Genomic DNA, 18,201 nt, shown 5'->3' with positions numbered 1-18,201 from the left:
CCGGTTGACCGTCAAGAGTCGTTGCGGCGACATTGGCCGGGCACAACGGCCACGAATCTACTGATAGCGTCACCATTGACCATACAAACCACATCGAAGCCGTAAACGACTTCGTGAATACCCTAGCTGCCAGCCTCTGACGCACGTCAGGAGTCGGTCAGAAGTAGCCGAGGTCCTTCTGCGTGTAGTTGCCGATCTGCGGCAACACCAGCGGCAGGTCGGTGGCGGACACGCCCATCCACGTTGCCAGCGTCGCGGCCAATTGGTCTACCGAGGTGGTGGGCAGCAGCCGGCCCTGGCCCACGTCATCGGGCCCGTTGACGCTGACCGACGGCAGCGCGCCGTAGTAGCGCCCGCCCTTGACGGCGCCGCCCATGACGAAGTGGTGGCTGCCCCAGCCGTGGTCGCTGCCGTCGCCGTTGCTGGTCAGCGTGCGACCGAAGTCGCTGGCGGTGAAGGTGGTGACCTGGTCAGCCACGCCCAGCTCCACCGTCGCGGCGTAGAAGCTGGCCATCGCGTCGTCGATTTGCTTGAGCAGCAGCGGCTGCTTGGACAGCAGCAGATCATGCAGGTCGAAGCCGCCCAGCGCGACGAAGAACACCTGGCGCTTGGCGCCCAGCGCCTGGCGGGCGGCAATCAGCCGCGCCACCATCAGCAGCTGGTTGGACAGGCTGGCCGTGGTGTCGAACACGGTGCCCAGCGCGGCCTGGTTGGCCAGCGCCGTGCCCAGCGTGGCCTGGGCGTCCACGGAGCGCTTGACGACGCGGTTGAGCTCGGCCTCCATCCAGTGCGTGCGGTCGGCGGTGATCAGCAAGCGCAGCGCCGTCGAACAGGCGGCCGAGCCGAACAGCGACCTGGTGACGCCGTTGATGGGCACCGCGCCGGCTGTGGACACCTGGTACTGCACGGCCTGCTTGCCAGAAAGGAAAACCGCGTTGCCGGCGACGTTCATGCAGGTGAAGGTGGACGGGTTGTTGCCGCCCAGGAACAGGTCGCCCACGCGGCCGCCCCATCCGCTGGTGGCACCCTCGGGCGTGCTGGCCTGCCACAGCGACTGCTGGTCGTTGTGCGAGAACAGCTTGGGCGGCAGCGGCACGCTCCTGGCCTTGTACTGGGCCAGCGTGGTGGGCTGCACCAGCGTGCCGACGTTGAGCTGAACGCCCAAGCGGCCGGCGTCCCACAGCGACTTGAGGCGCGGCATCTGCGGCGCCAGCGCCATCTGGCGCCCGCCGATGCTGCCGGCCAGCGCGGTGGCGGCCAATGCGTCGCGCGGCGTGGCCAGCGTCTGGCGGATGGCGGCGTACTCGGCGTGGCTGGCGGCGTCGAACGGGATCAGCGTGTTGCCATAGTCGTTGCCGCCGTTCAGGAACACGCACACCAGGGCCTTGTAGTCGCCAGTGGCGGCTTGCGCCGCCGCCTCGCCCATGACGGCCAGGTTCAGCGCCCAGGGGGCGGCCGCCCCGGCCACGCCCAGCGCGGACGCGCGGCGCAGGAACTCGCGGCGCTGCAATTCGGGGAGTTGGTTGAGCTTCATGGCCGCCTCACTTCTGGACCAGGTATTCGGGGCCGGCCATCAGCATCAGGATGGCGGCGTAGACGCGGTTGAGCTTGCCGGCGTCGGTGGTGGCGGTGATGGTGGCGACCGCCGTGGCGATGGTGGCCTGCGTCTCGGCCGAGATGCCGCCACCGCCCAGGCGCAGCGCCAGGTCGGCCACCAGCCCGGGCACGTCGGCCACAAGCGCCAGCTCGGCGGTATAACTGGCCTTGACCTCGCCGACGCCGCTGCCGATCGCCGTCTGCAGGAAGTTCAGGTAGCCCGCCACCGTGCTCTCGTTGCAGAGCTGGAATTCGGGCGCCGTGATGGCATTGCTGCCCAGCACGGAGTTGGGTGGCACATAGCCGGGGCGGAAGAAGTTGAACACCGACGGACTGCGCAGCGGGCTCTGGCCCAGCCGCGTGCCGGCGTTGCTGGTATCGCCAATGTTCCACACCCCGGTGGGCGACGTGGCGTTGAAGCTGCGCGCCCACTGCACCAGGCGCAGCACCGGCTCGCGCAGCTTGCCGCCCGATGCGGCCGTGGGCACCTTGCGGGCCTCGGGGTCCAGCAGAATGGCTTTGATGACGGCCTTGAGGTCGCCGCGCACACCGGCGCCGTTGTCGTTCCACACGGCGCTGACGCGGGCGATGTAGGCCGCGCTGGGATGCGAGGCCACCAGACGCTGGATGAGCTGGCGGCCGATGAAGGGCCCGACGTTGGGATGCGCGGCCAGCGTGTCCATGGCGGTCTTCATCGCGGCGGCGCCGTCGGCAGTGGCCGGGATGGCCACGCCCAGCACCTGCTTGGCGCCGGTCGCAAAGCGCGTGGCGATGTTGAGCATGGGCCGCCGCACATAGCTCGGGTCGGTGGTGCTTGCGCCGTCGTAGTCCCAGCCGGTGAACACGCGCGCCAGCTCGGTGATCTGCGCCTGCGTGTAGGTCTCCAGTGCCTTGCCGTCGCTGCCCAGCTTGGGGCTGCCGTCGGCGTTCAGCTGCACGAGACCGATGCTGAACAGCTGCATGCATTCGCGGGCGTAGTTCTCGTCAGGCACGCGGCCGGTGCGGGTGTCTTCCTTCTGGTTGCCGCGCATGTTGAGGTAGACGCCCATCGCGGGCGACAGCGTCACGGCCTCCAGCAGCGCGCGGTAGTTGCCGAAGGCGTGCTGCTCCAACAGGTCCAGGTAGGCCGCGCCCATGAAGCTGCGCCAGGACACCTCCAGACCGTTCATCGACACGACGAAGATCTCCGACAGCGCCAGCACCACGCGCTGGCGCAGCGTGTCGGGGGCGGACATCAGCTTGCGCCAGATGGTGTTGTCCAGCCCGGCCGTGCTGTTGCGGTTGGCCTCCACCGCATAACCACGCTCCAGCAGCCAGTCGAAATGGCCGGCATTGACAGGCCGCGCGAACTGCGCCTCCAGCCAGGCGGCATAACCGTTGGCCTTGACGGTGGCGATGTCAGCCGTGGACGCCGAGAAACCAGCCTGCGCCAGAAATCGCGCGGCCTCGGTGTCCGTGGGCGGCGGTGGCGGCGGCGCGGCGACGGACGCGCTGGTGCCGGGGCTGGCCGAATCGCCACCACCGCCGCCGCCGCCACAGGCGGTCAGCAGCGTCGCGGCGGCCAGCGCGGCAGGCACGGCGGCGGAGGCATGCAGCTCACCGGCCGCGGCCGGCCGCTGTGCCGGGGAGACGGCCAGCTCGTGGGCCAGATCGGGGGTGTGAAGGTCGGGCATGGCCATCTCGCGAGTTCGGCGCGCATCATGGCAGCGCCGACCGGCGCCCGCGCACCCGTCCGTTGTGCGTCGTGAACAACGCCCCGGCCCTTACGTAGAGAAACATCTGGCCGGCGAACTGAGCACCGCTCTGGTGCCCCGCCCAACGACAACGAGCCGGCGATGGCCGGCCCGTGCGGGGCCCCAGTGAAACCCGGGGCCGCGGTGCGAGGTCAGAGCAGCGGCATGCCGGTCTTGGCCTGCGCCTGCTCGCGCGTGACCCCGTCGGCCAGCTCCACGATGCGGATGCCGCCGGGCACGACGTCGAACACGCCGAGGTCCGTGATGATGCGATCCACCACGCCCACACCGGTCAACGGCAGCGTGCAGCTGGGCAGGATCTTGAAGTCCTCGCTGCCGTCCTTCTTCCGGGCGACATGCTCCATCAGCACGATGACGCGCTTGACGCCCGCCACCAGGTCCATGGCGCCGCCCATGCCCTTGACCATCTTGCCGGGGATCATCCAGTTGGCCAGGTCGCCGCTGGCGCTGACCTGCATGGCGCCCAGGATGCTGAGGTTGATCTTGCCGCCGCGGATCATCGCGAAGCTGTCGTGGCTGCCGAAGATGCTGCTGCCGGGCAGCGTCGTGACAGTCTGCTTGCCGGCATTGATGAGGTCAGCATCGACCTCGTCCTCGGTCGGGAACGGGCCGATGCCAAGCATGCCGTTCTCGCTCTGCAGCCAGACTTCCTTGTCAGCCGGCACATGGTTGGCCACCAGCGTCGGGATGCCGATGCCGAGGTTCACGTAGAAGCCGTCTTCCAGCTCCTGGGCCGCGCGCGCGGCCATCTGATCTTGTGTCCAGGCCATCTCAGCTCCTTGAAGTGAGGGAGACAGAGCTACTCGCTTCGCTCGATCGGTCTGTCCCCTTGTCTTTAGACGGGCTCAGCGTCATCTTCTCGATGCGCTTCTCGGGGTTGGCGTTCACGACGATGCGGTGCACGTAGATGCCCGGCAGGTGGACCGCGTCTGGGTCCAGCGCGCCGGTCTCGACGACCTCCTCCACCTCCACCACCGTCAGCTTGCCGGCCATCGCCGCCGCCGGATTGAAGTTGCGCGCCGTGCGGCGGAACACCAGGTTGCCGCTCTTGTCGGCCTTCCAGGCCTTGACCAGCGACACCTCGGGCACCAGCGCCCGCTCCATCACGTAAGTCTCGCCGTCGAACTCGCGCAGCTCCTTGCCTTCGGCCACGATGGTGCCCACGCCCGTCTTCGTGAAGAAGGCCGGGATGCCAGCGCCGCCGGCACGCAGCTTCTCGGCCAGCGTGCCCTGGGGCGTGAACTCCAGCTCCAGCTCGCCCGCCAGGTACTGGCGCTCGAACTCTTTGTTCTCGCCGACGTAGCTGGAGATCATCTTCTTGATCTGCCGCGTCTCCAGCAGTTGGCCCAGGCCGAAGCCATCGACGCCAGCGTTGTTGGAGATCACCGTCAGGCCCTTGACGCCGCTGTCGCGCAGCGCGGCGATCAAGGCCTCGGGGATGCCACACAGGCCGAAGCCGCCAACGGCCAGCAACTGCCCGTCCTTCACGACGCCGCGAAGCGCTTCGTCAGCGCTCGGGTACACCTTGTTCATGCCGCTGTCTCCATCGGGGGTCACAGAAGGCGCAGAGCGTAGCCGGGGGCGGCTACGTATGGCGTTACGTAGAATCGCCTAATCCCTCCGGACCACGCACGGGCCGCCCGGCCCCGCCCGCCGCGCCCTTGCCGACCGACCTGAACGCCGCCGCCCTGCCCGACTACCGCCTGGCTTTCGAGCTGGCTCCCATCGGGCTCATCCTGTCCGAGCAGCGCATCGTGCGCGACTGCAACCAGCACGTGCTGGCCATCTTCGGCGCCCGCCGCGAGCAGCTCGTGGGCCACAGCTTCGAACAGCTCTACCCCTCGCCCGACGAGTACCAGCGCACCGGCGAGCGCATCGTTGCCAGCCTCGATCAGCACGGCCGCTACGGCGACGACCGCGTCATGAAGCGCTTCGACGGCAGCCTGTTCTGGTGCCATGTGACCGGCCGTGCGCTGGACACGCGGGACCCGCACGCCCGCGGCATCTGGACCTTCGAGGACCTGTCCGCACGGCGCAGCCTCACGGCCGCGCTGACGCCCCGCGAGCGCGAGATTGCCGCGCTGCTCATCGACGGGCTGACCAGCAAGCTCATCGGCCGGCGCCTGGGCATCAGCCACCGCACGGTGGACGTGTACCGTGCGCGCCTGATGAAGAAATACCAGGCGGCCAGTACGCCCGACCTGATCCACAAACTGTTGTCCGCATGAGCCCACACGCCCACGCCCCCGAGCTGCCCTACTGCCGCAACTGCCACTTCACGCTAGCCGTGCCCCGACCGGTGTACTGCGGCCACTGCGGGCAGGAGACCGATCTGCATCCGCCGTCGGTGCGCGAGATGCTGACCGAGTACCTGGGGCATTACGTCGCGCTGGACGGGCCGCTGTGGCGCACGCTGTGGGCGCTGATCTGCCTGCCCGGCCTGCTGACGAATGCCTACTTCCACGGTGCCCGCCGCCGCTACGTACTGCCGCTGCGCGTCTACCTCAGCGCCAGCTTCGTTTTCTTCGTCGGCTGGGCGCTGCTGCCGCAAGGGCCTACGCAGTTCATCGAGGCCGACCCGGCCACGCAGGCGGAGACGGTCGCGGCTGCCCGGGGCGAGCCGCCTGCCAGCGCGGCCAGCGCCCCGCGCTTGAACAAGCAGATCGGCGACTGCGACATGACACGGCCACAGACCTGCAATGCGGTCGAGCGCTGGCTGGACGGCGTGATCGACAAGGCCGCCCAGATGACGTTCGAGCAATGGAAGGCGCGGGCCCGTGCGCTGGCGCCCTACGCGATGCTGGCCATGCAGCCGGTGTTCGCGGCGCTGCTGCTGACGTTTGCAGGCAGCGGCCGCCGCTACGCCGAGCATTTCGTGTTCTCGCTGCACACCCACAGCCTGTGGTTCCTGGCGCTGCTGCTGGCCGTCGGCGCCTCGCTGGAGGGCGGCCTGCTGATGGCCGTGTTCGCCCACGGGCTGGTGGCCCTGCGGCGGGTCTACGGCCTGGGCTGGTGGGGCGCGCTCTGGCGCGGGCTGGTGCTGAGCTGCCTGTACTTCATCCTGCTGTCCATCGTGGCAACGGTGTTCGCGCTGCTGATCGCCGCCACGGCCTGACGGCTCAGTTGAACACGCTCTGGCGCAGCCACTTGGTCGCCACCCACTTCTCGCCCTCCAGCACGGGGGAGCCACCGTGCAGGCTCTGCGTGGACGGGTGCGGCCGGTCATAGCTGAAGAACACCGCATGGCCCTTTACGGGCGCGACGTCCAGACCGATGTCCGGGAAGATGGTGGAGCCGCCGGCGGCGGGCGTGTTCAGGTAGATCACCAGCGTGCCCACGCGCTGACCGCCGCGCTTGAGGATGTTGGGCGTGCCGACGTGGCTGGGGTCGAAGTAGTCGTAGTGCGGCTGGTACTCGGCGCCGGGCCGGTAGCGCAGCACCTGCAGGCCCTCGCCATGGTCCAGCGGCCAGCGCAGCAGCGTCGCGATGCGCGACTCCACGCGGCGGATCAGCTCCGTCTCGCAGCGCTCGAAGAACATGCCGTCGCTGGTGCGCGCCGCGTTCACCTCGCTGCCGTCGTTGCCGGTGGCCACCGTCTCGGAGCGCGACAGCCGCTTGGACGCGAGCGCGACGATGCCGTCGCATTCCTCGTCGGACAGCAAGTCGGCAAACACCACCACGCGCGGCTGGCGCAGCGCCATGACGACCTTGACCTGCCGGTCCCCCGCCTCCAGCAGCGGCGTGAAGCGGCTCAGGTCGGGCTCGGGCAGGCCGGGCGTGCTGCCATCCGATGTGGTCAGCGTGGCGGACTGGCCCAGCGTGCGCGCCAGCGCCTGGCGGGCGATGGCCTCGTCCCAGCCGCTGCCCAGCATGGCCGCCAGGATGCTCTCGGACGCGTGGCCGACGCGGCTCTGCTCGGAAATCCACGCACACAGCTCAGGGGTGATGACTTGTTGGCTCATGACTTGCGGCGAAACACCAGGCGATCCGGGGAAGACACGTCAGGCGTGAAACGATATCCGTCCAAATTGAAGGCCTGAAGACCGTCCGGCGTCTCCAGGCGCTGCTGGATGGCGAAGCGCGCCATCAGGCCCCGGGCGCGCTTGGCGAAGAAGCTGATGATCTTGTAGTCGCCGTTCTTCCAGTCCTCGAACTGGCACTCCACGACGCGCGGTTTCAGCACCTTGCGGTCCGCCGCACGGAAGTACTCCTGCGACGCCAGGTTGACGATGACGGGCGCCTTTTCGCCCGCCGCCAGCTTGTTCAGGTGCAGCGCCAGGCGGTCACCCCACCAGTCGTACAGGCCGGCGCCGGCCGTCGTGGCCAGCCGCGTGCCCATCTCCAGCCGGTAGGGCTGCATGCGGTCCAGCGGGCGCAAGATGCCATACAGCCCCGACAGCATGCGCACATGCTGCTGCGCCCAGGCGATGTCGTCGGCGGACAGCGTCTTCGCGTCCAGCCCGTCGTAGACATCGCCGTTGAAGGCCAGCACGGCGGGCTTGCTGTTCTTGTCGGTGAAGCGCGGTCGCCAGGCGGCGTAGCGGTCCACGTTGAGCTGAGCGAGCGGCTCGGACAGATCCATCAGCGCGCGCACCTCGTCCACCGACTTGGTGCGCAGCACGTCGATGAGTGCGGCGGTGTCTTCCAGGAACTGCGGGCGGGTCAGCGCGTCAGCCAGTTCAGGGGGCGTCGGCGTGTCGTAATCAAGTGACTTGGCGGGCGAAAGCAGGAACAGCATGACGCGGATTTTGGCGCCTGTTCGGGGTGGCTCTCGCTCAGGCCGGCACGGCCTCACCGCCGAAACGGTCCAGCGCCACCAGCACGGCCACCACCACCAGCGCCGCCACCGGCCCCGAGGCCGGCACCAGCAACGCCGCCACCACCGGCACCACCAGCACCAGCTGGCGCAGCCCCACGCCGTACAGCAGGCCGGCGCGGCGCACATAGCGCACACCGACGTCCGCCCAGCCCGCACGCACCGGCGAGGCCGTGGGCATGCCGACGATGAAACCGGCATGGTTGTAGAAGCGCACCGCCATCAGGCTGGCCACCAGCGAGGCCGACAGCAGCGCCAGCAACACCAGTTCCATCAGCAGGCGTGGCCCGCCCTGCCCCAGCCCGCCGGTGCCGCCCAGGCCAGTGTGCAGGGAGGGCGCGGCCAGCGTGGCCGCACCCATCAGTGCCAGCGCGGCTGTAGAGGCCTGCAACGTGGCCGACATCAGTGAGTTGCGCAGCGTCTGCACCGCCAGCAGCTCAGAGCCCGGCTGGCCCGACACCGCACGCAGCCAGGCCTCGCGCAGCCCCGCATGCCGGGCCGGTGCCAGCTGGCGCGGCAACAGCAGCACGGCTTCGTACAGGCCCGTGATCGCCAGCGTCAGCGCGGCACTGGCCCATGCCCAGGCGGCATCCATGGCTCAGCCCTGGCGGCGCCGTTCGAGCAGCTCGAACACGCCCATGCCCGCCAGCATGGCGGCGACGAACACCAGCGCCTTCAGCTCCCCCATTCCAAGCGCCACCAGCGCCGGTCCCGGGCAGAAGCCGGCCAGCCCCCAACCGGCGCCGAACATCAGGCTGCCGACCAGCAGGCGGCGGTCGATGACGCTGGCCGTCGGCAGCCGCAGCGGCAGGCCCAGCAGCGTGGCCTCGCGCCGCCGCGCCACCGTGAAGGCCAGCAGGCCCACGGCGATGGCGCCCACCATGACCAGGGCGAGCGACGGGTCCCAGGCGCCGGCCAGGTCCAGAAAGCCCAGCACCTTGGCCGGGCTGGCCATGCCCGACAGGATCAGACCCAGGCCAAACACCAGACCGGCCAGCAATGACGTGAAGATGGACATAGCAGCTCCTCAGAAACCCACAACGTGACGCAGCACGAACACGGTGGCAAAACCTGCTCCCATGAAGGCCAGCGTGGCCGCCAACGAGCGCGGCGACAGCCGGGACAGGCCGCAGACCCCATGCCCGCTGGTGCAGCCCGCGCCGTAGCGCGTGCCCACGCCGACCAGCAGGCCGGCCAGCACCAGCGCGGGCCAGCCCGCGTCGATACGCGGCAGCGGCACGGCCGTGAACAGCACATAGGCCAGCGGCGCGCCCACCAGTCCCAGCACGAAGGCCACGCGCCAGGCGACGTCGCCACGGGCGGGCCGCAGCAGCCCGCCCAGCACGCCACTGATGCCGGCGATGCGACCGTTCAGCAGCACGAACAGCGCTGCCGCGAGGCCGATAAGCGCACCGCCGGCCAGCGAGGCCACGGGCGTGAAAGCGTTCCAGTCGATGTTCATGGCTTACTCCTTGGGGCAATAGAGGCTGTAGAGCACGGCGAGCACCTGCAGCAGCCGCTCATCGGCCACGCGGTAGAAGATGCGCTTGCCGTCGCGGCGCGTGTCAACCACGCCCTCGGCGCGCAACACGCCCAGCTGCTGCGACAGCGTCGGCTGGCGGATGCCCAGCGCCTCCTCCAGCTCTCCCACGGCCATCTCGCCCTGTGACAGCTGGCACAGCAGCAGCAGGCGATCCTCGTTGGCCAGCACCTTCAGGGCGGCAACCGCCTGGCCGGCGGCCTGGCGCAAAGTGGCGGTGTCGATGACGACGGGGTTGGGCATGTCAGGCTCCGTGGCGTTGACTTCATTATGCAAATAAATATAATGTCAGTCAACATAATGAACTAAACAGGAGCCCGCATGACCGCTCGCACCACTGTCCAGGCCTTCTTCGACGACAAGACCTGGACCGTCTCCTACGTCATCGTGGACACCGCCACGCGCAGCGCGGCCATCGTCGACCCGGTGCTGGACTTCGACTTCAAGTCGGGCCGCACCCACACACTGCAGGCCGACAAGCTCATCGCCCATGTGCGCGAGCACGGCCTGACGGTGCAGTGGATCCTGGAGACCCACGCCCACGCCGACCACCTCTCCAGCGCCCGCTACCTGCAGCAGCACCTGGGCGGGCGCATCGCCATCGGCGAGCGCATCACGCAGGTGCAGCAGACCTTCAAGAAGCTGTTCAACCTGGAGCGCGGCTTCCTGCCCGACGGCACGCAGTTCGACCACCTCTTCCAGGACGACGAGGTCTTCCACATCGGCGGCGTCGAGGCGCGCGCACTGCTGGTGCCGGGTCACACGCCGGCCGACATGGCCTACCTCGTCGACGGCGCGGTGTTCGTCGGCGACACGCTGTTCATGCCCGACGTGGGCTCAGCACGCGCCGACTTCCCCGGCGGTGACGCGCACGCGCTGTACGCGTCCATGCGGCGCATCCTGGCCCTGCCGCCCGAGACACGCATGTTCGTCTGCCACGATTACCCGCCCGCGGGCCGAGCCCCGGCCTGGGAGACCACGGTGGCCGCGCAGCGCGCCCACAACATCCATGCCCGCGACAACATCGGCGAGGCAGAGTTCGTGCAGATGCGTCAGGCGCGCGATGCGACGCTGGACGTGCCTACGCTGATCCTCCCGTCCATCCAGGTCAACATCCGCGCCGGGCAGCTGCCGCCCCCCGAGTACGACGGCGTCAGCTACTTGAAGATCCCGCTCAACGTCATCGGCCGTACCCAGGCATAAAAAAACCCCGCCGCGGCGGGGGTCGGTCGATTCAGCCGAGGCTTACTTGACCAGCAGCGAATTGACGGCGCTGAGGTCCTCGGCACGCAGCTGGCCCGAGGCCTGGCGCAGCTTCAGGCCGGTCACGACCACCTCGTAGCGCGCCTTGGCCAAGTCACGCTGCGTGGAGTAGAGCTGGGTCTGCGCGTTCAGCACGTCCAGATTCACGCGCACACCAACCTTGTAGCCCAGCTGCGTGGCTTCCAGCGCCAGCTTGGTGGACGACTCGGCGGCCTCGTAGGCGGCCACCTGGGCCTTCAGCGACTGCACGCCGAAGAAGGCGCGGCGTGTGGCCTCGGCCACGCTGCGGCGGGCGAAGTCCAGGTCGTTGCGGGCCCGGTCCTCCAGCACCAGGGTTTCCTTGATGCGGTTCTGCGTCGCGCCGCCGGTGTAGAGCGGGTAGGTCAGCGTCAGGCCCAGAGAGGCGTTCTTGCTGGTGCCCACGCCGGAGGACTGCGCCGCCAGGCCGCTCAGGCTGTTGTGCAGGTTCTGGGCACCCAGCGTGGCACTGGCGTCCAGCGTGGGGCGCTCGCCGGCGCGGGCGATCTGCGTGTCCAGCTGCGCCACCTCCAGGCCCAGGCGGGCCTTGCGCACCAGCGGGTGCTGGTCATCGGCCGTGGCCACCCAGGTCTCGACCTCGGTGCTAAGCAGCGCCGGCAGCGCAACCGGCTGGATCAGGCCCTTGGGCTCCACGCCCACGCGGCCGACGAACTGGTCCAGCGTCACGCGCTTGACGCGCAGGTCGTTGTCGGCGGCCAGCTCTTGCGCAACGGCCAGGTCGTACTTGGCCTGGGCTTCACGGGTGTCCGTGATGGTGGCCGTGCCCACCTCGAAGTTGCGCTTGGCCGACGCCAGCTGCTCGGCGATGGCCTTCTTGTTGGCCTGCGTGGTGGACAGCGCGTCCTTGGCCGCCAGCACATCGAAGTAGGCCGTGGCCAGGCGCACGATGAGGTCCTGCTCGGCCGACTCCAGATCAGCCTGGGCCACGGCCTGGCCACGGCGGGCCTTGTCGATGGTGGGCAGGCTGGCCGCGTTGTAGACCGAGTACTTGCCCTGCAGGCCGGCCGTCAGCGTGCGCGACGTGACGTTGCTGCCGGCCGGCGGCTCCGCGCGCGCCGCCGTGGCAGCAGCCGAAAGACCCAGCGTCGGGCGCGTCAGCGCCTCCGCCTGCGCGGCGCGGGCGCCGGCTGCATCGGCGTTGGCACGGCTGGCAAGGTAGGTCGCGTCATAGCCACGCGCGGCGTCGTACAGCTCCTGCAGGCTCTGGGCCTGGGCCGCACCAGCGAGCAGGAGGCCGGCGGCCACGGCCAGCGGTTGCAGGATCAGGCGTTGAGCGGTGACGAGAGGCATGAGGTTCCTTGGCTGGAGCGATGGATGAAGCAGCGGCCGGGGTTATAGAGCCAAACGCGCCCGGTGACTGAAGCCATGTGACGAGTTACGCCCCGAGGGCGGCAAACGGCGGTTGGCAGCGACGGGCGGCGCACCGGGCCGGCTTCAGAAGCTGAAGGCGGAGGCTTCGGCGAAGCCCGGCAGGCGGCCGGCCACGGTGTCGAACAGCTCGACCGTGCTGAACTCACCGGCATTGACGCGGGTGACGAGCACGGCGCGCATGACCGGCTCGCCGCCGACGATGGCCGCCAGGCGGCCGCCCACCTTGAGCTGGTTCAGCAATGCCTGCGGCACCGCCGCAACGGAGCCCGACAGCAGGATGGCGTCGAAGGGCTCCTCACCGGCCACGCCGGCAGCGCCGTCCTGGTTCAGCACGCTGGCGTTGGCCACACCGGCACGCTTGAGATTGGCGGTGGCCTGAGCGGCCAGGCCGGCATCAGCCTCCACGGCCACGACGCGCTGCGCCTTGCGGGCCAGCAGCGCGGCCAGATGGCCGGTGGCGGCGCCGATCTCCAGCACCTTCTCGTGGCGCTGCACCTTCAGCTCCTGCAGCAGGCGGGCTTCGACGCGCGGCGCCAGCATGCGGCGGGTGGCCGTCAGCGGCAGCTCGGTGTCAACGAAGGCCTGGTGACGGTGCGCCTCGGGCACGAAATCCTCCCGGTGCACGACCTGCAGCAGCTCCAGCACGCTGGGGTCGAGCACGTCCCAGGGGCGGATCTGCTGCTCGATCATGTTGAAGCGGGCTTGTTCGACGTTCATTGGGTTCTCCGAGGGCGCGGTACGGCGGGACAAAAGCAAAATTCTAGGTGCGCGGCGGCATGGCCAACAGACCGTGCAGCAGGACGGCCATCTGCGCGTCCAGCAAGGTCTCGGCACTGGTGCTGCCACAACAGCTGGCATGCTCGCCGAACGAGTGCTCATGCAGCATCAGGTGGAGCATGGGCGCGATCAGCAGGTGCACCGTCGCCTCCAGCGGCACGGCCCGAAACTCGCCGGCCTGGATGCCGCGCGTGACGAGCTCGCCGATGAAGGCCTGCGACGGCCGGATGACCTCGTCGACGTAGAAACGCGCCAGCTCCGGAAAGTTGCGTGCCTCCACCATCATGATCTTGCAGACCGTGCCCGCCCGGCCCACGCCGACCTTGGCCCACCAGGCCCGCATCATCTGCTGCAGCAGCGGCGCGATGGCGCCCTGGTGCTGCGCCGCCTGCGCGGCGGACTCGGCGATGTGCACGGACAGGTTCTCGCGCACCATGGCCTTGAACAGCTCGTCCTTGCTCGGGTAATAGCGGTACAGCGTGCCCTTGGCGACGCCGGCGCGCGCGGCGATCTCCTCGCTGCGCGTGGCCGCAAAGCCCTTCTCGACGAACAGCGCCAGCGCCGCGTCCAGCAGCTCCTGCGGGCGGGCATCCTTGCGGCGTTGGCGGGGGGTGACGGCGGTCAAGGGCGGTTGGTTAATGACCAGGCGGTCAGTAATGTAGCCGCGCCCACGGCGGCCCCGCAAGGCCGGTCAACGGGTGCTGGCTACACTGCGCCGCCTTTTGCAACCTCGCGCAATCTCACTCGCGTTTTCCCGGAGCTGTACGTGGACGTCATCCTGCTGATCAAAGCCGCCATCATGGGCATCGTGGAGGGGCTGACCGAGTTCCTGCCGATCTCGTCCACCGGCCACCTTATCCTCGCCGGCTCGCTGCTGAACTTCGTCGGTGAGAAGGCCAAGGTCTTCGAGATCGCCATCCAGACCGGCGCGATGTTCGCCGTGGTGTGGGAGTACCGCGAGCGCCTGGCCAACACGCTGCGCGGCATTGCCAGCGAGCGGCCGGCGCAGCGCTTCGCGATGAATGTGCTGGTCGCCTTCATCCCGGCTGCCGTGCTGGGCCTGACGTTTGGCAAGCTGGTCAAGGCGCATCTGTTCCACCCTGTGCCGGTGGCGCTGGCCTTCATCGTGGGCGGCTTCATCATCCTGTGGGTGGAGGCCCGCCACAAGCGCCTGTACGGTGACATGGACATGCAGGGCGCGCGCCGCGCCCGTATCGAGACCGTGGACGACATGGGCCCGCTGGACGCGCTGAAGGTGGGCCTGCTGCAGTGCCTGGCGCTGATCCCCGGCACCAGTCGCTCGGGCGCCACCATCATCGGCGGCGTCGTGCTGGGCATGTCGCGCAAGGCGGCGGCGGAGTTCAGCTTCTACCTCGGCATCCCGACCCTGATGGGCGCCGGCGCCTACTCGGTGCTGAAGCAACGCGATGCGCTGGCCTGGGGCGACCTGCCCATGTTCGCGGTGGGCCTGGTGACGGCCTTCATCAGCGCGCTGATATGCATCCGCTGGCTGATCCGCTACGTGTCCAGCCACGACTTCAAGGTCTTCGCCTGGTACCGCATCGCCTTCGGCCTGGTCGTTCTGGCCACCTGGCAGACGGGCACCATCGTCTGGGCCGATTGAGATAATCCCGCCATGGCCATCACGATCAAGACCGCTGCCGATGTCGAGGGCATGCGCATCGCCGGACGCCTGGCGTCCGAAGTCCTGGACATGCTCACCGCCCATGTGCTGCCGGGCGTCACGACCGAGGCGCTGGACAAGCTGGCCCACGACTACATCGTCAACGTGCAGCAGGCTATTCCCGCGCCGCTGAACTACTGCCCGCCGGGCTACACGCCCTACCCCAAGTCCATCTGCACATCGGTGAACCACCAGGTCTGCCACGGCATCCCCAACGACAAGCCGCTGAAGAACGGCGACATCGTCAACATCGACGTCACCGTCATCAAGGATGGCTGGCATGGCGATACCAGCCGCATGTTCGTCGTCGGCGACGGCTCCATCGCCGCCAAGCGCCTGTGCGCCTTCACCCATGAGGCCATGTGGAAGGGCATCGCCAAGGTCAGGCCCGGCGCGCGACTGGGCGACATCGGGCACGCCATCCAGACCTTCGCCGAGAACGCCGGCTTTTCCATCGTGCGCGAGTTCTGCGGCCACGGCATCGGTCAGGTCTTCCATGAGGAGCCGCAGGTGCTGCACTATGGCCGCCCCGGCACGCTGGACGAGCTGGTGCCCGGCATGGTCTTCACCATCGAGCCCATGATCAACGCCGGCCGCCGCGAGATCAAGGAAACCGGCGACGGCTGGACCATCGTCACCAAGGATCGCTCGCTGTCGGCGCAATGGGAGCACACCGTGCTCGTCACCGACACGGGCTACGAGGTCATGACACTGTCTGCCGGCAGCCCGCCGCCGCCGGCCTTCATCACGGCCTCGGCCATCGCCTGACGTGGCGACGCTCGCCGATCTCCGCCAGCAGTTCAAGGCGGGCAAGCAGGCACTGATCGACGGCTTCCTGGCCGAGCGCCCCACGCAGGCCGGCGCCGAGCGCCTGGTGCGCCGGCTGGCCCGCCATGTCGACGACACGCTGCGCGGCCTATGGGCCACGGCGGGCATGCCTGCCGGCGCCTGCCTGGTGGCCGTGGGCGGCTATGGCCGCGGCGAGTTGTTCCCGCACTCCGACGTGGACGTGCTGGTGCTGCTGCCCGACGGCACCGAGGCGTACCAGCCCGGGCCGGTCAAGCAGGCTATCGAGAGCTTCATCACCGCCTGCTGGGACGTCGGCCTGGAGATCGGCTCGTCGGTCCGCACGCTCGGCGAATGCCTGTCTGAATCCGCCGGTGATGTGACCATCCAGACCGCGCTGCTGGAAGCCCGCCCGCTGGCCGGCGAGGCCGGCCTGTTCAGGCAGATGCACAAGCGCTTCCTGCAGGCCATGGACCCCAAGGCTTTCTTCCGCGCCAAGACGCTGGAGGCCCTGCAGCGCCACACCAAGTTCGACGACACGCCCTACGCGCTGGAGCCCAACTGCAAGGAAAGCCCGGGTGGCCTGCGTGACCTGCAGATGCTGATGTGGGTGGCCCGCGCGGCGGGCCTGGGCAAGACCTGGAAGGAGCTCAGCGCCCGCGGCCTCATCACGCCGTTCGAGGGCCGCCAGCTACAGCGCAACGAGAACCAGCTGCGCCTGATCCGCGCGCGGTTGCATGCCGTGGCCGGCCGCCGCGAGGACCGCCTCGTCTTCGACCTGCAGACCGCTGTGGCGCAGAGCTTCGGCTTCGAGAGCACGGCCTCTCAGCGTGCCTCCGAGGTGCTGATGCGGCGCTACTACTGGGCGGCCAAGGCCGTCACGCAGCTGCACCAGATCCTGCTGCTGAACCTGGAGGAGCAGATCGGCGGCCTGCAGCAGGACCACCTGCGCCCGCTGGACGGCCACCCCGACTACATGGACCGCGGCCGCATGCTGGAGATCGTCAGCGACGACCTCTACCAGCGCGACCCTCACGCCATCCTGCGCACCTTCCTCGTCTACCAGCAGACGCCGGGCATCAAGGGCCTGTCGGCACGCACGCTGCGCGCGCTGTACAACGCACGCGGCCTGATGGACGCCGCCTGGCGCCGCGACCCGGTGAACCGCGCCACCTTCATGGCCATGCTGCGCGCGCCCGAGGGCCAGACGCACGCCTTCCGGCTCATGAACCAGACCTCGGTGCTGGGCCGCTACCTGTGGGTGTTCCGCGCCATCGTCGGGCAGATGCAGCACGACCTGTTCCACGTCTACACAGTGGACCAGCACATCCTCATGGTGCTGCGCAACGTGCGCCGCTTCCTCATCCCCGAGCACGCGCACGAGTACCCGTTCTGCTCACAGCTCGCCACGCAGTTCGACGCACCGGAGCTGCTCTACATCGCAGCCCTCTTCCACGACGTGGCAAAGGGCCGTGGCGGCGACCACTCCGAGCTGGGCGCCGTCGAGGTGCGCCGCTTCTGCCGCCAGCACGGGCTGAACGCCGACGACACGGCGCTGTGCGTGTTCCTCGTCGAGCACCACCTGACGATGTCGCGCGTGGCGCAGAAGGAAGACCTGTCCGACCCCGACGTCATCGCCGCCTTCGCCACCAAGGTGGGCGACACGCGGCGCCTCACCGCGCTCTACCTGCTGACCGTGGCTGACATCCGCGGCACCAGCCCCAAGGTCTGGAACGCGTGGAAGGGCAAGCTGCTGGAGGACCTGTTCCGCATCACGCTGCGCGCCCTGGGCGGCGCCAGGCTCAATCTCGACGCGGAGATCGAGGCCCGCAAGCAGGAAGCCCGGCAAGACCTGGCCCTGCACTCCCAGCTGCCCGGCACCGAGGAGCCGCTGTGGAAGACGCTGGCCCTGAGCTACTTCGCTCGCCATGACGGTGCCGAGCTGGCTTGGCATGCACGCTCGCTGTGGCGGCACGTCGAGACCACCGTGCCGGTCGTGCGCGCCCGCCCCTCGCCCATCGGCGAAGGCCTGCAGGTGCTGGTGTACGCGCCCGACCAGCCCGACCTGTTCGCCCGCATCTGCGGCTACTTCGACACCGCCGGCTTCAGCATCCTCGACGCCAAGGTACACACCACGCGCAAGGGCTACGCGCTGGACACCTTCCAGGCCATCCGCCCCGAGGCCGACGTGCACCACCGCGACCTCGTGCCCATGGTGGAGCAGAAGCTCGCCGCCGTGCTGCAGGCCGGCGGCCCGCTGCCCGAACCGCGGCGCGGCCGGCTGTCGCGCCGCGTGAAAAGCTTCCCCTACACGCCGCGCATCTCGCTGCGCCCCGACGAGCGCGCCACCGCCTGGCTGCTGACCATCTCCACCAGCGACCGCGCAGGCCTTCTCTACGCCATCGCCCGCGTGCTGGCCCGCCACGGTATCAACCTGCAGCTCGCCAAGATCTCCACGCTGGGCGAGCGCGTGGAAGACACCTTCTTGCTCGACGGCCCGGCGCTGCAGCAGACCAAGGCGCAGCTGCAGATCGAGAGCGAGCTGCTGGACGCGGTATCCCTGCCGGCCTGAATA

Annotated in this window: 19 protein-coding genes; 6 read left to right on the top strand and 13 right to left on the bottom strand. The window is 69.0% G+C overall.

From position 1 onward, the window contains the following. Positions 1-157 precede the first annotated feature (157 nt). From ACG0Z3_RS21705 to ACG0Z3_RS21690, 4 genes are all read right to left on the bottom strand, one after another. A complete protein-coding gene (locus tag ACG0Z3_RS21705) occupies positions 158-1,534 on the bottom strand; it encodes a DUF1501 domain-containing protein (RefSeq protein WP_394401745.1) in 1,377 nt (458 codons plus the stop codon). A 7-nt stretch (positions 1,535-1,541) separates the two neighbouring features. Continuing rightward, positions 1,542-3,269 (bottom strand): DUF1800 domain-containing protein, encoded by a 1,728-nt coding sequence (locus ACG0Z3_RS21700; protein WP_394401742.1) that lies wholly within the window; start codon positions 3,267-3,269, stop codon positions 1,542-1,544. A 212-nt stretch (positions 3,270-3,481) separates the two neighbouring features. Beyond that, entirely contained in the window at positions 3,482-4,120 is a 639-nt protein-coding gene (locus ACG0Z3_RS21695; protein ID WP_394401739.1) for a 3-oxoacid CoA-transferase subunit B, read from the bottom strand. A 1-nt stretch (position 4,121) separates the two neighbouring features. After that, positions 4,122-4,883: a CoA transferase subunit A gene (locus ACG0Z3_RS21690; protein ID WP_394401736.1), complete on the bottom strand. Its 762-nt coding sequence runs from the start codon at positions 4,881-4,883 to the stop codon at positions 4,122-4,124. Positions 4,884-5,011: 128 nt separating this feature from the next. Between ACG0Z3_RS21690 and ACG0Z3_RS21685 the strand changes: the two genes are divergently transcribed. Beyond that, positions 5,012-5,578: a LuxR C-terminal-related transcriptional regulator gene (locus ACG0Z3_RS21685; protein ID WP_394401733.1), complete on the top strand. Its 567-nt coding sequence runs from the start codon at positions 5,012-5,014 to the stop codon at positions 5,576-5,578. Then, positions 5,575-6,465, top strand: coding sequence for a DUF3667 domain-containing protein (locus tag ACG0Z3_RS21680; RefSeq protein WP_394401731.1), 891 nt, complete (start codon positions 5,575-5,577; stop codon positions 6,463-6,465). The genes ACG0Z3_RS21685 and ACG0Z3_RS21680 overlap by 4 nt, the downstream gene beginning before the upstream one ends. 4 nt (positions 6,466-6,469) lie before the next feature. On the opposite strand, the gene ACG0Z3_RS21675 is transcribed toward ACG0Z3_RS21680, so the two are convergent. Genes ACG0Z3_RS21675 through ACG0Z3_RS21650 form a run of 6 tightly spaced genes read right to left on the bottom strand, consistent with a single transcriptional unit; the run spans position 6,470 to position 9,949 of the window. Then, positions 6,470-7,312 carry a 2OG-Fe(II) oxygenase gene (locus ACG0Z3_RS21675; RefSeq protein ID WP_394401729.1) on the bottom strand — a complete coding sequence of 281 codons (843 nt, stop codon included), beginning with the start codon at positions 7,310-7,312 and terminating at the stop codon, positions 6,470-6,472. Then, a complete protein-coding gene (gene yaaA / locus ACG0Z3_RS21670; protein ID WP_394401726.1) occupies positions 7,309-8,088 on the bottom strand; it encodes a peroxide stress protein YaaA in 780 nt (259 codons plus the stop codon). The genes ACG0Z3_RS21675 and yaaA overlap by 4 nt, the downstream gene beginning before the upstream one ends. Positions 8,089-8,125: 37 nt before the next feature. Then, positions 8,126-8,761: a DUF599 family protein gene (locus ACG0Z3_RS21665; protein WP_394401724.1), complete on the bottom strand. Its 636-nt coding sequence runs from the start codon at positions 8,759-8,761 to the stop codon at positions 8,126-8,128. Positions 8,762-8,764: 3 nt separating this feature from the next. Next, complete coding sequence (locus ACG0Z3_RS21660) at positions 8,765-9,184, bottom strand: DUF6691 family protein (RefSeq protein ID WP_394401721.1); 420 nt, start codon at positions 9,182-9,184, stop codon at positions 8,765-8,767. 9 nt (positions 9,185-9,193) lie between these two features. Further along, positions 9,194-9,628 (bottom strand): YeeE/YedE family protein, encoded by a 435-nt coding sequence (locus tag ACG0Z3_RS21655; RefSeq protein WP_394401719.1) that lies wholly within the window; start codon positions 9,626-9,628, stop codon positions 9,194-9,196. A 3-nt stretch (positions 9,629-9,631) separates the two neighbouring features. Next, complete coding sequence (locus ACG0Z3_RS21650) at positions 9,632-9,949, bottom strand: metalloregulator ArsR/SmtB family transcription factor (RefSeq protein WP_394401716.1); 318 nt, start codon at positions 9,947-9,949, stop codon at positions 9,632-9,634. A gap of 78 nt (positions 9,950-10,027) precedes the next feature. Here ACG0Z3_RS21650 and ACG0Z3_RS21645 point away from each other — a divergent pair, with 78 nt between their 5' ends. Beyond that, positions 10,028-10,909 (top strand): MBL fold metallo-hydrolase, encoded by an 882-nt coding sequence (locus ACG0Z3_RS21645; protein WP_394401714.1) that lies wholly within the window; start codon positions 10,028-10,030, stop codon positions 10,907-10,909. A 42-nt stretch (positions 10,910-10,951) separates the two neighbouring features. Here ACG0Z3_RS21645 and ACG0Z3_RS21640 read toward each other — a convergent pair whose 3' ends face one another. From ACG0Z3_RS21640 to ACG0Z3_RS21630, 3 genes are all read right to left on the bottom strand, one after another. Further along, positions 10,952-12,298 carry a TolC family outer membrane protein gene (locus ACG0Z3_RS21640; RefSeq protein WP_394401712.1) on the bottom strand — a complete coding sequence of 449 codons (1,347 nt, stop codon included), beginning with the start codon at positions 12,296-12,298 and terminating at the stop codon, positions 10,952-10,954. Positions 12,299-12,442: 144 nt separating this feature from the next. Further along, positions 12,443-13,096: a protein-L-isoaspartate O-methyltransferase family protein gene (locus ACG0Z3_RS21635; RefSeq protein ID WP_394401710.1), complete on the bottom strand. Its 654-nt coding sequence runs from the start codon at positions 13,094-13,096 to the stop codon at positions 12,443-12,445. Between the two features lie 43 nt (positions 13,097-13,139). Beyond that, the gene (locus ACG0Z3_RS21630; RefSeq protein ID WP_394401708.1) at positions 13,140-13,781 is read right to left on the bottom strand and encodes a TetR/AcrR family transcriptional regulator; all 642 of its coding nucleotides are present in this window, start codon (positions 13,779-13,781) and stop codon (positions 13,140-13,142) included. Between the two features lie 141 nt (positions 13,782-13,922). On the opposite strand from ACG0Z3_RS21630, the gene ACG0Z3_RS21625 reads away from it, so the two are divergent. The 3 genes from ACG0Z3_RS21625 to ACG0Z3_RS21615 are packed head-to-tail and all read left to right on the top strand — an operon-like array spanning position 13,923 to position 18,198. Continuing rightward, positions 13,923-14,780, top strand: a complete 858-nt coding sequence (locus tag ACG0Z3_RS21625) for an undecaprenyl-diphosphate phosphatase (RefSeq protein ID WP_394401706.1) — start codon at positions 13,923-13,925, stop codon at positions 14,778-14,780. A gap of 12 nt (positions 14,781-14,792) precedes the next feature. Further along, complete coding sequence (map, locus tag ACG0Z3_RS21620; protein WP_394401703.1) at positions 14,793-15,608, top strand: type I methionyl aminopeptidase; 816 nt, start codon at positions 14,793-14,795, stop codon at positions 15,606-15,608. Position 15,609: 1 nt separating this feature from the next. After that, on the top strand, positions 15,610-18,198 hold the full coding sequence (locus ACG0Z3_RS21615) for a [protein-PII] uridylyltransferase (protein ID WP_394401700.1): 2,589 nt from the start codon (positions 15,610-15,612) through the stop codon (positions 18,196-18,198). Positions 18,199-18,201 lie beyond the last annotated feature (3 nt).

Source organism: Pelomonas margarita (assembly GCF_043555875.1).
Lineage (GTDB): Bacteria > Pseudomonadota > Gammaproteobacteria > Burkholderiales > Burkholderiaceae_C > Pelomonas > Pelomonas margarita.
The sequence above is the reverse complement of the archived record's forward strand: the minus strand, read 5'-3'. Positions and strand labels throughout refer to the sequence as shown.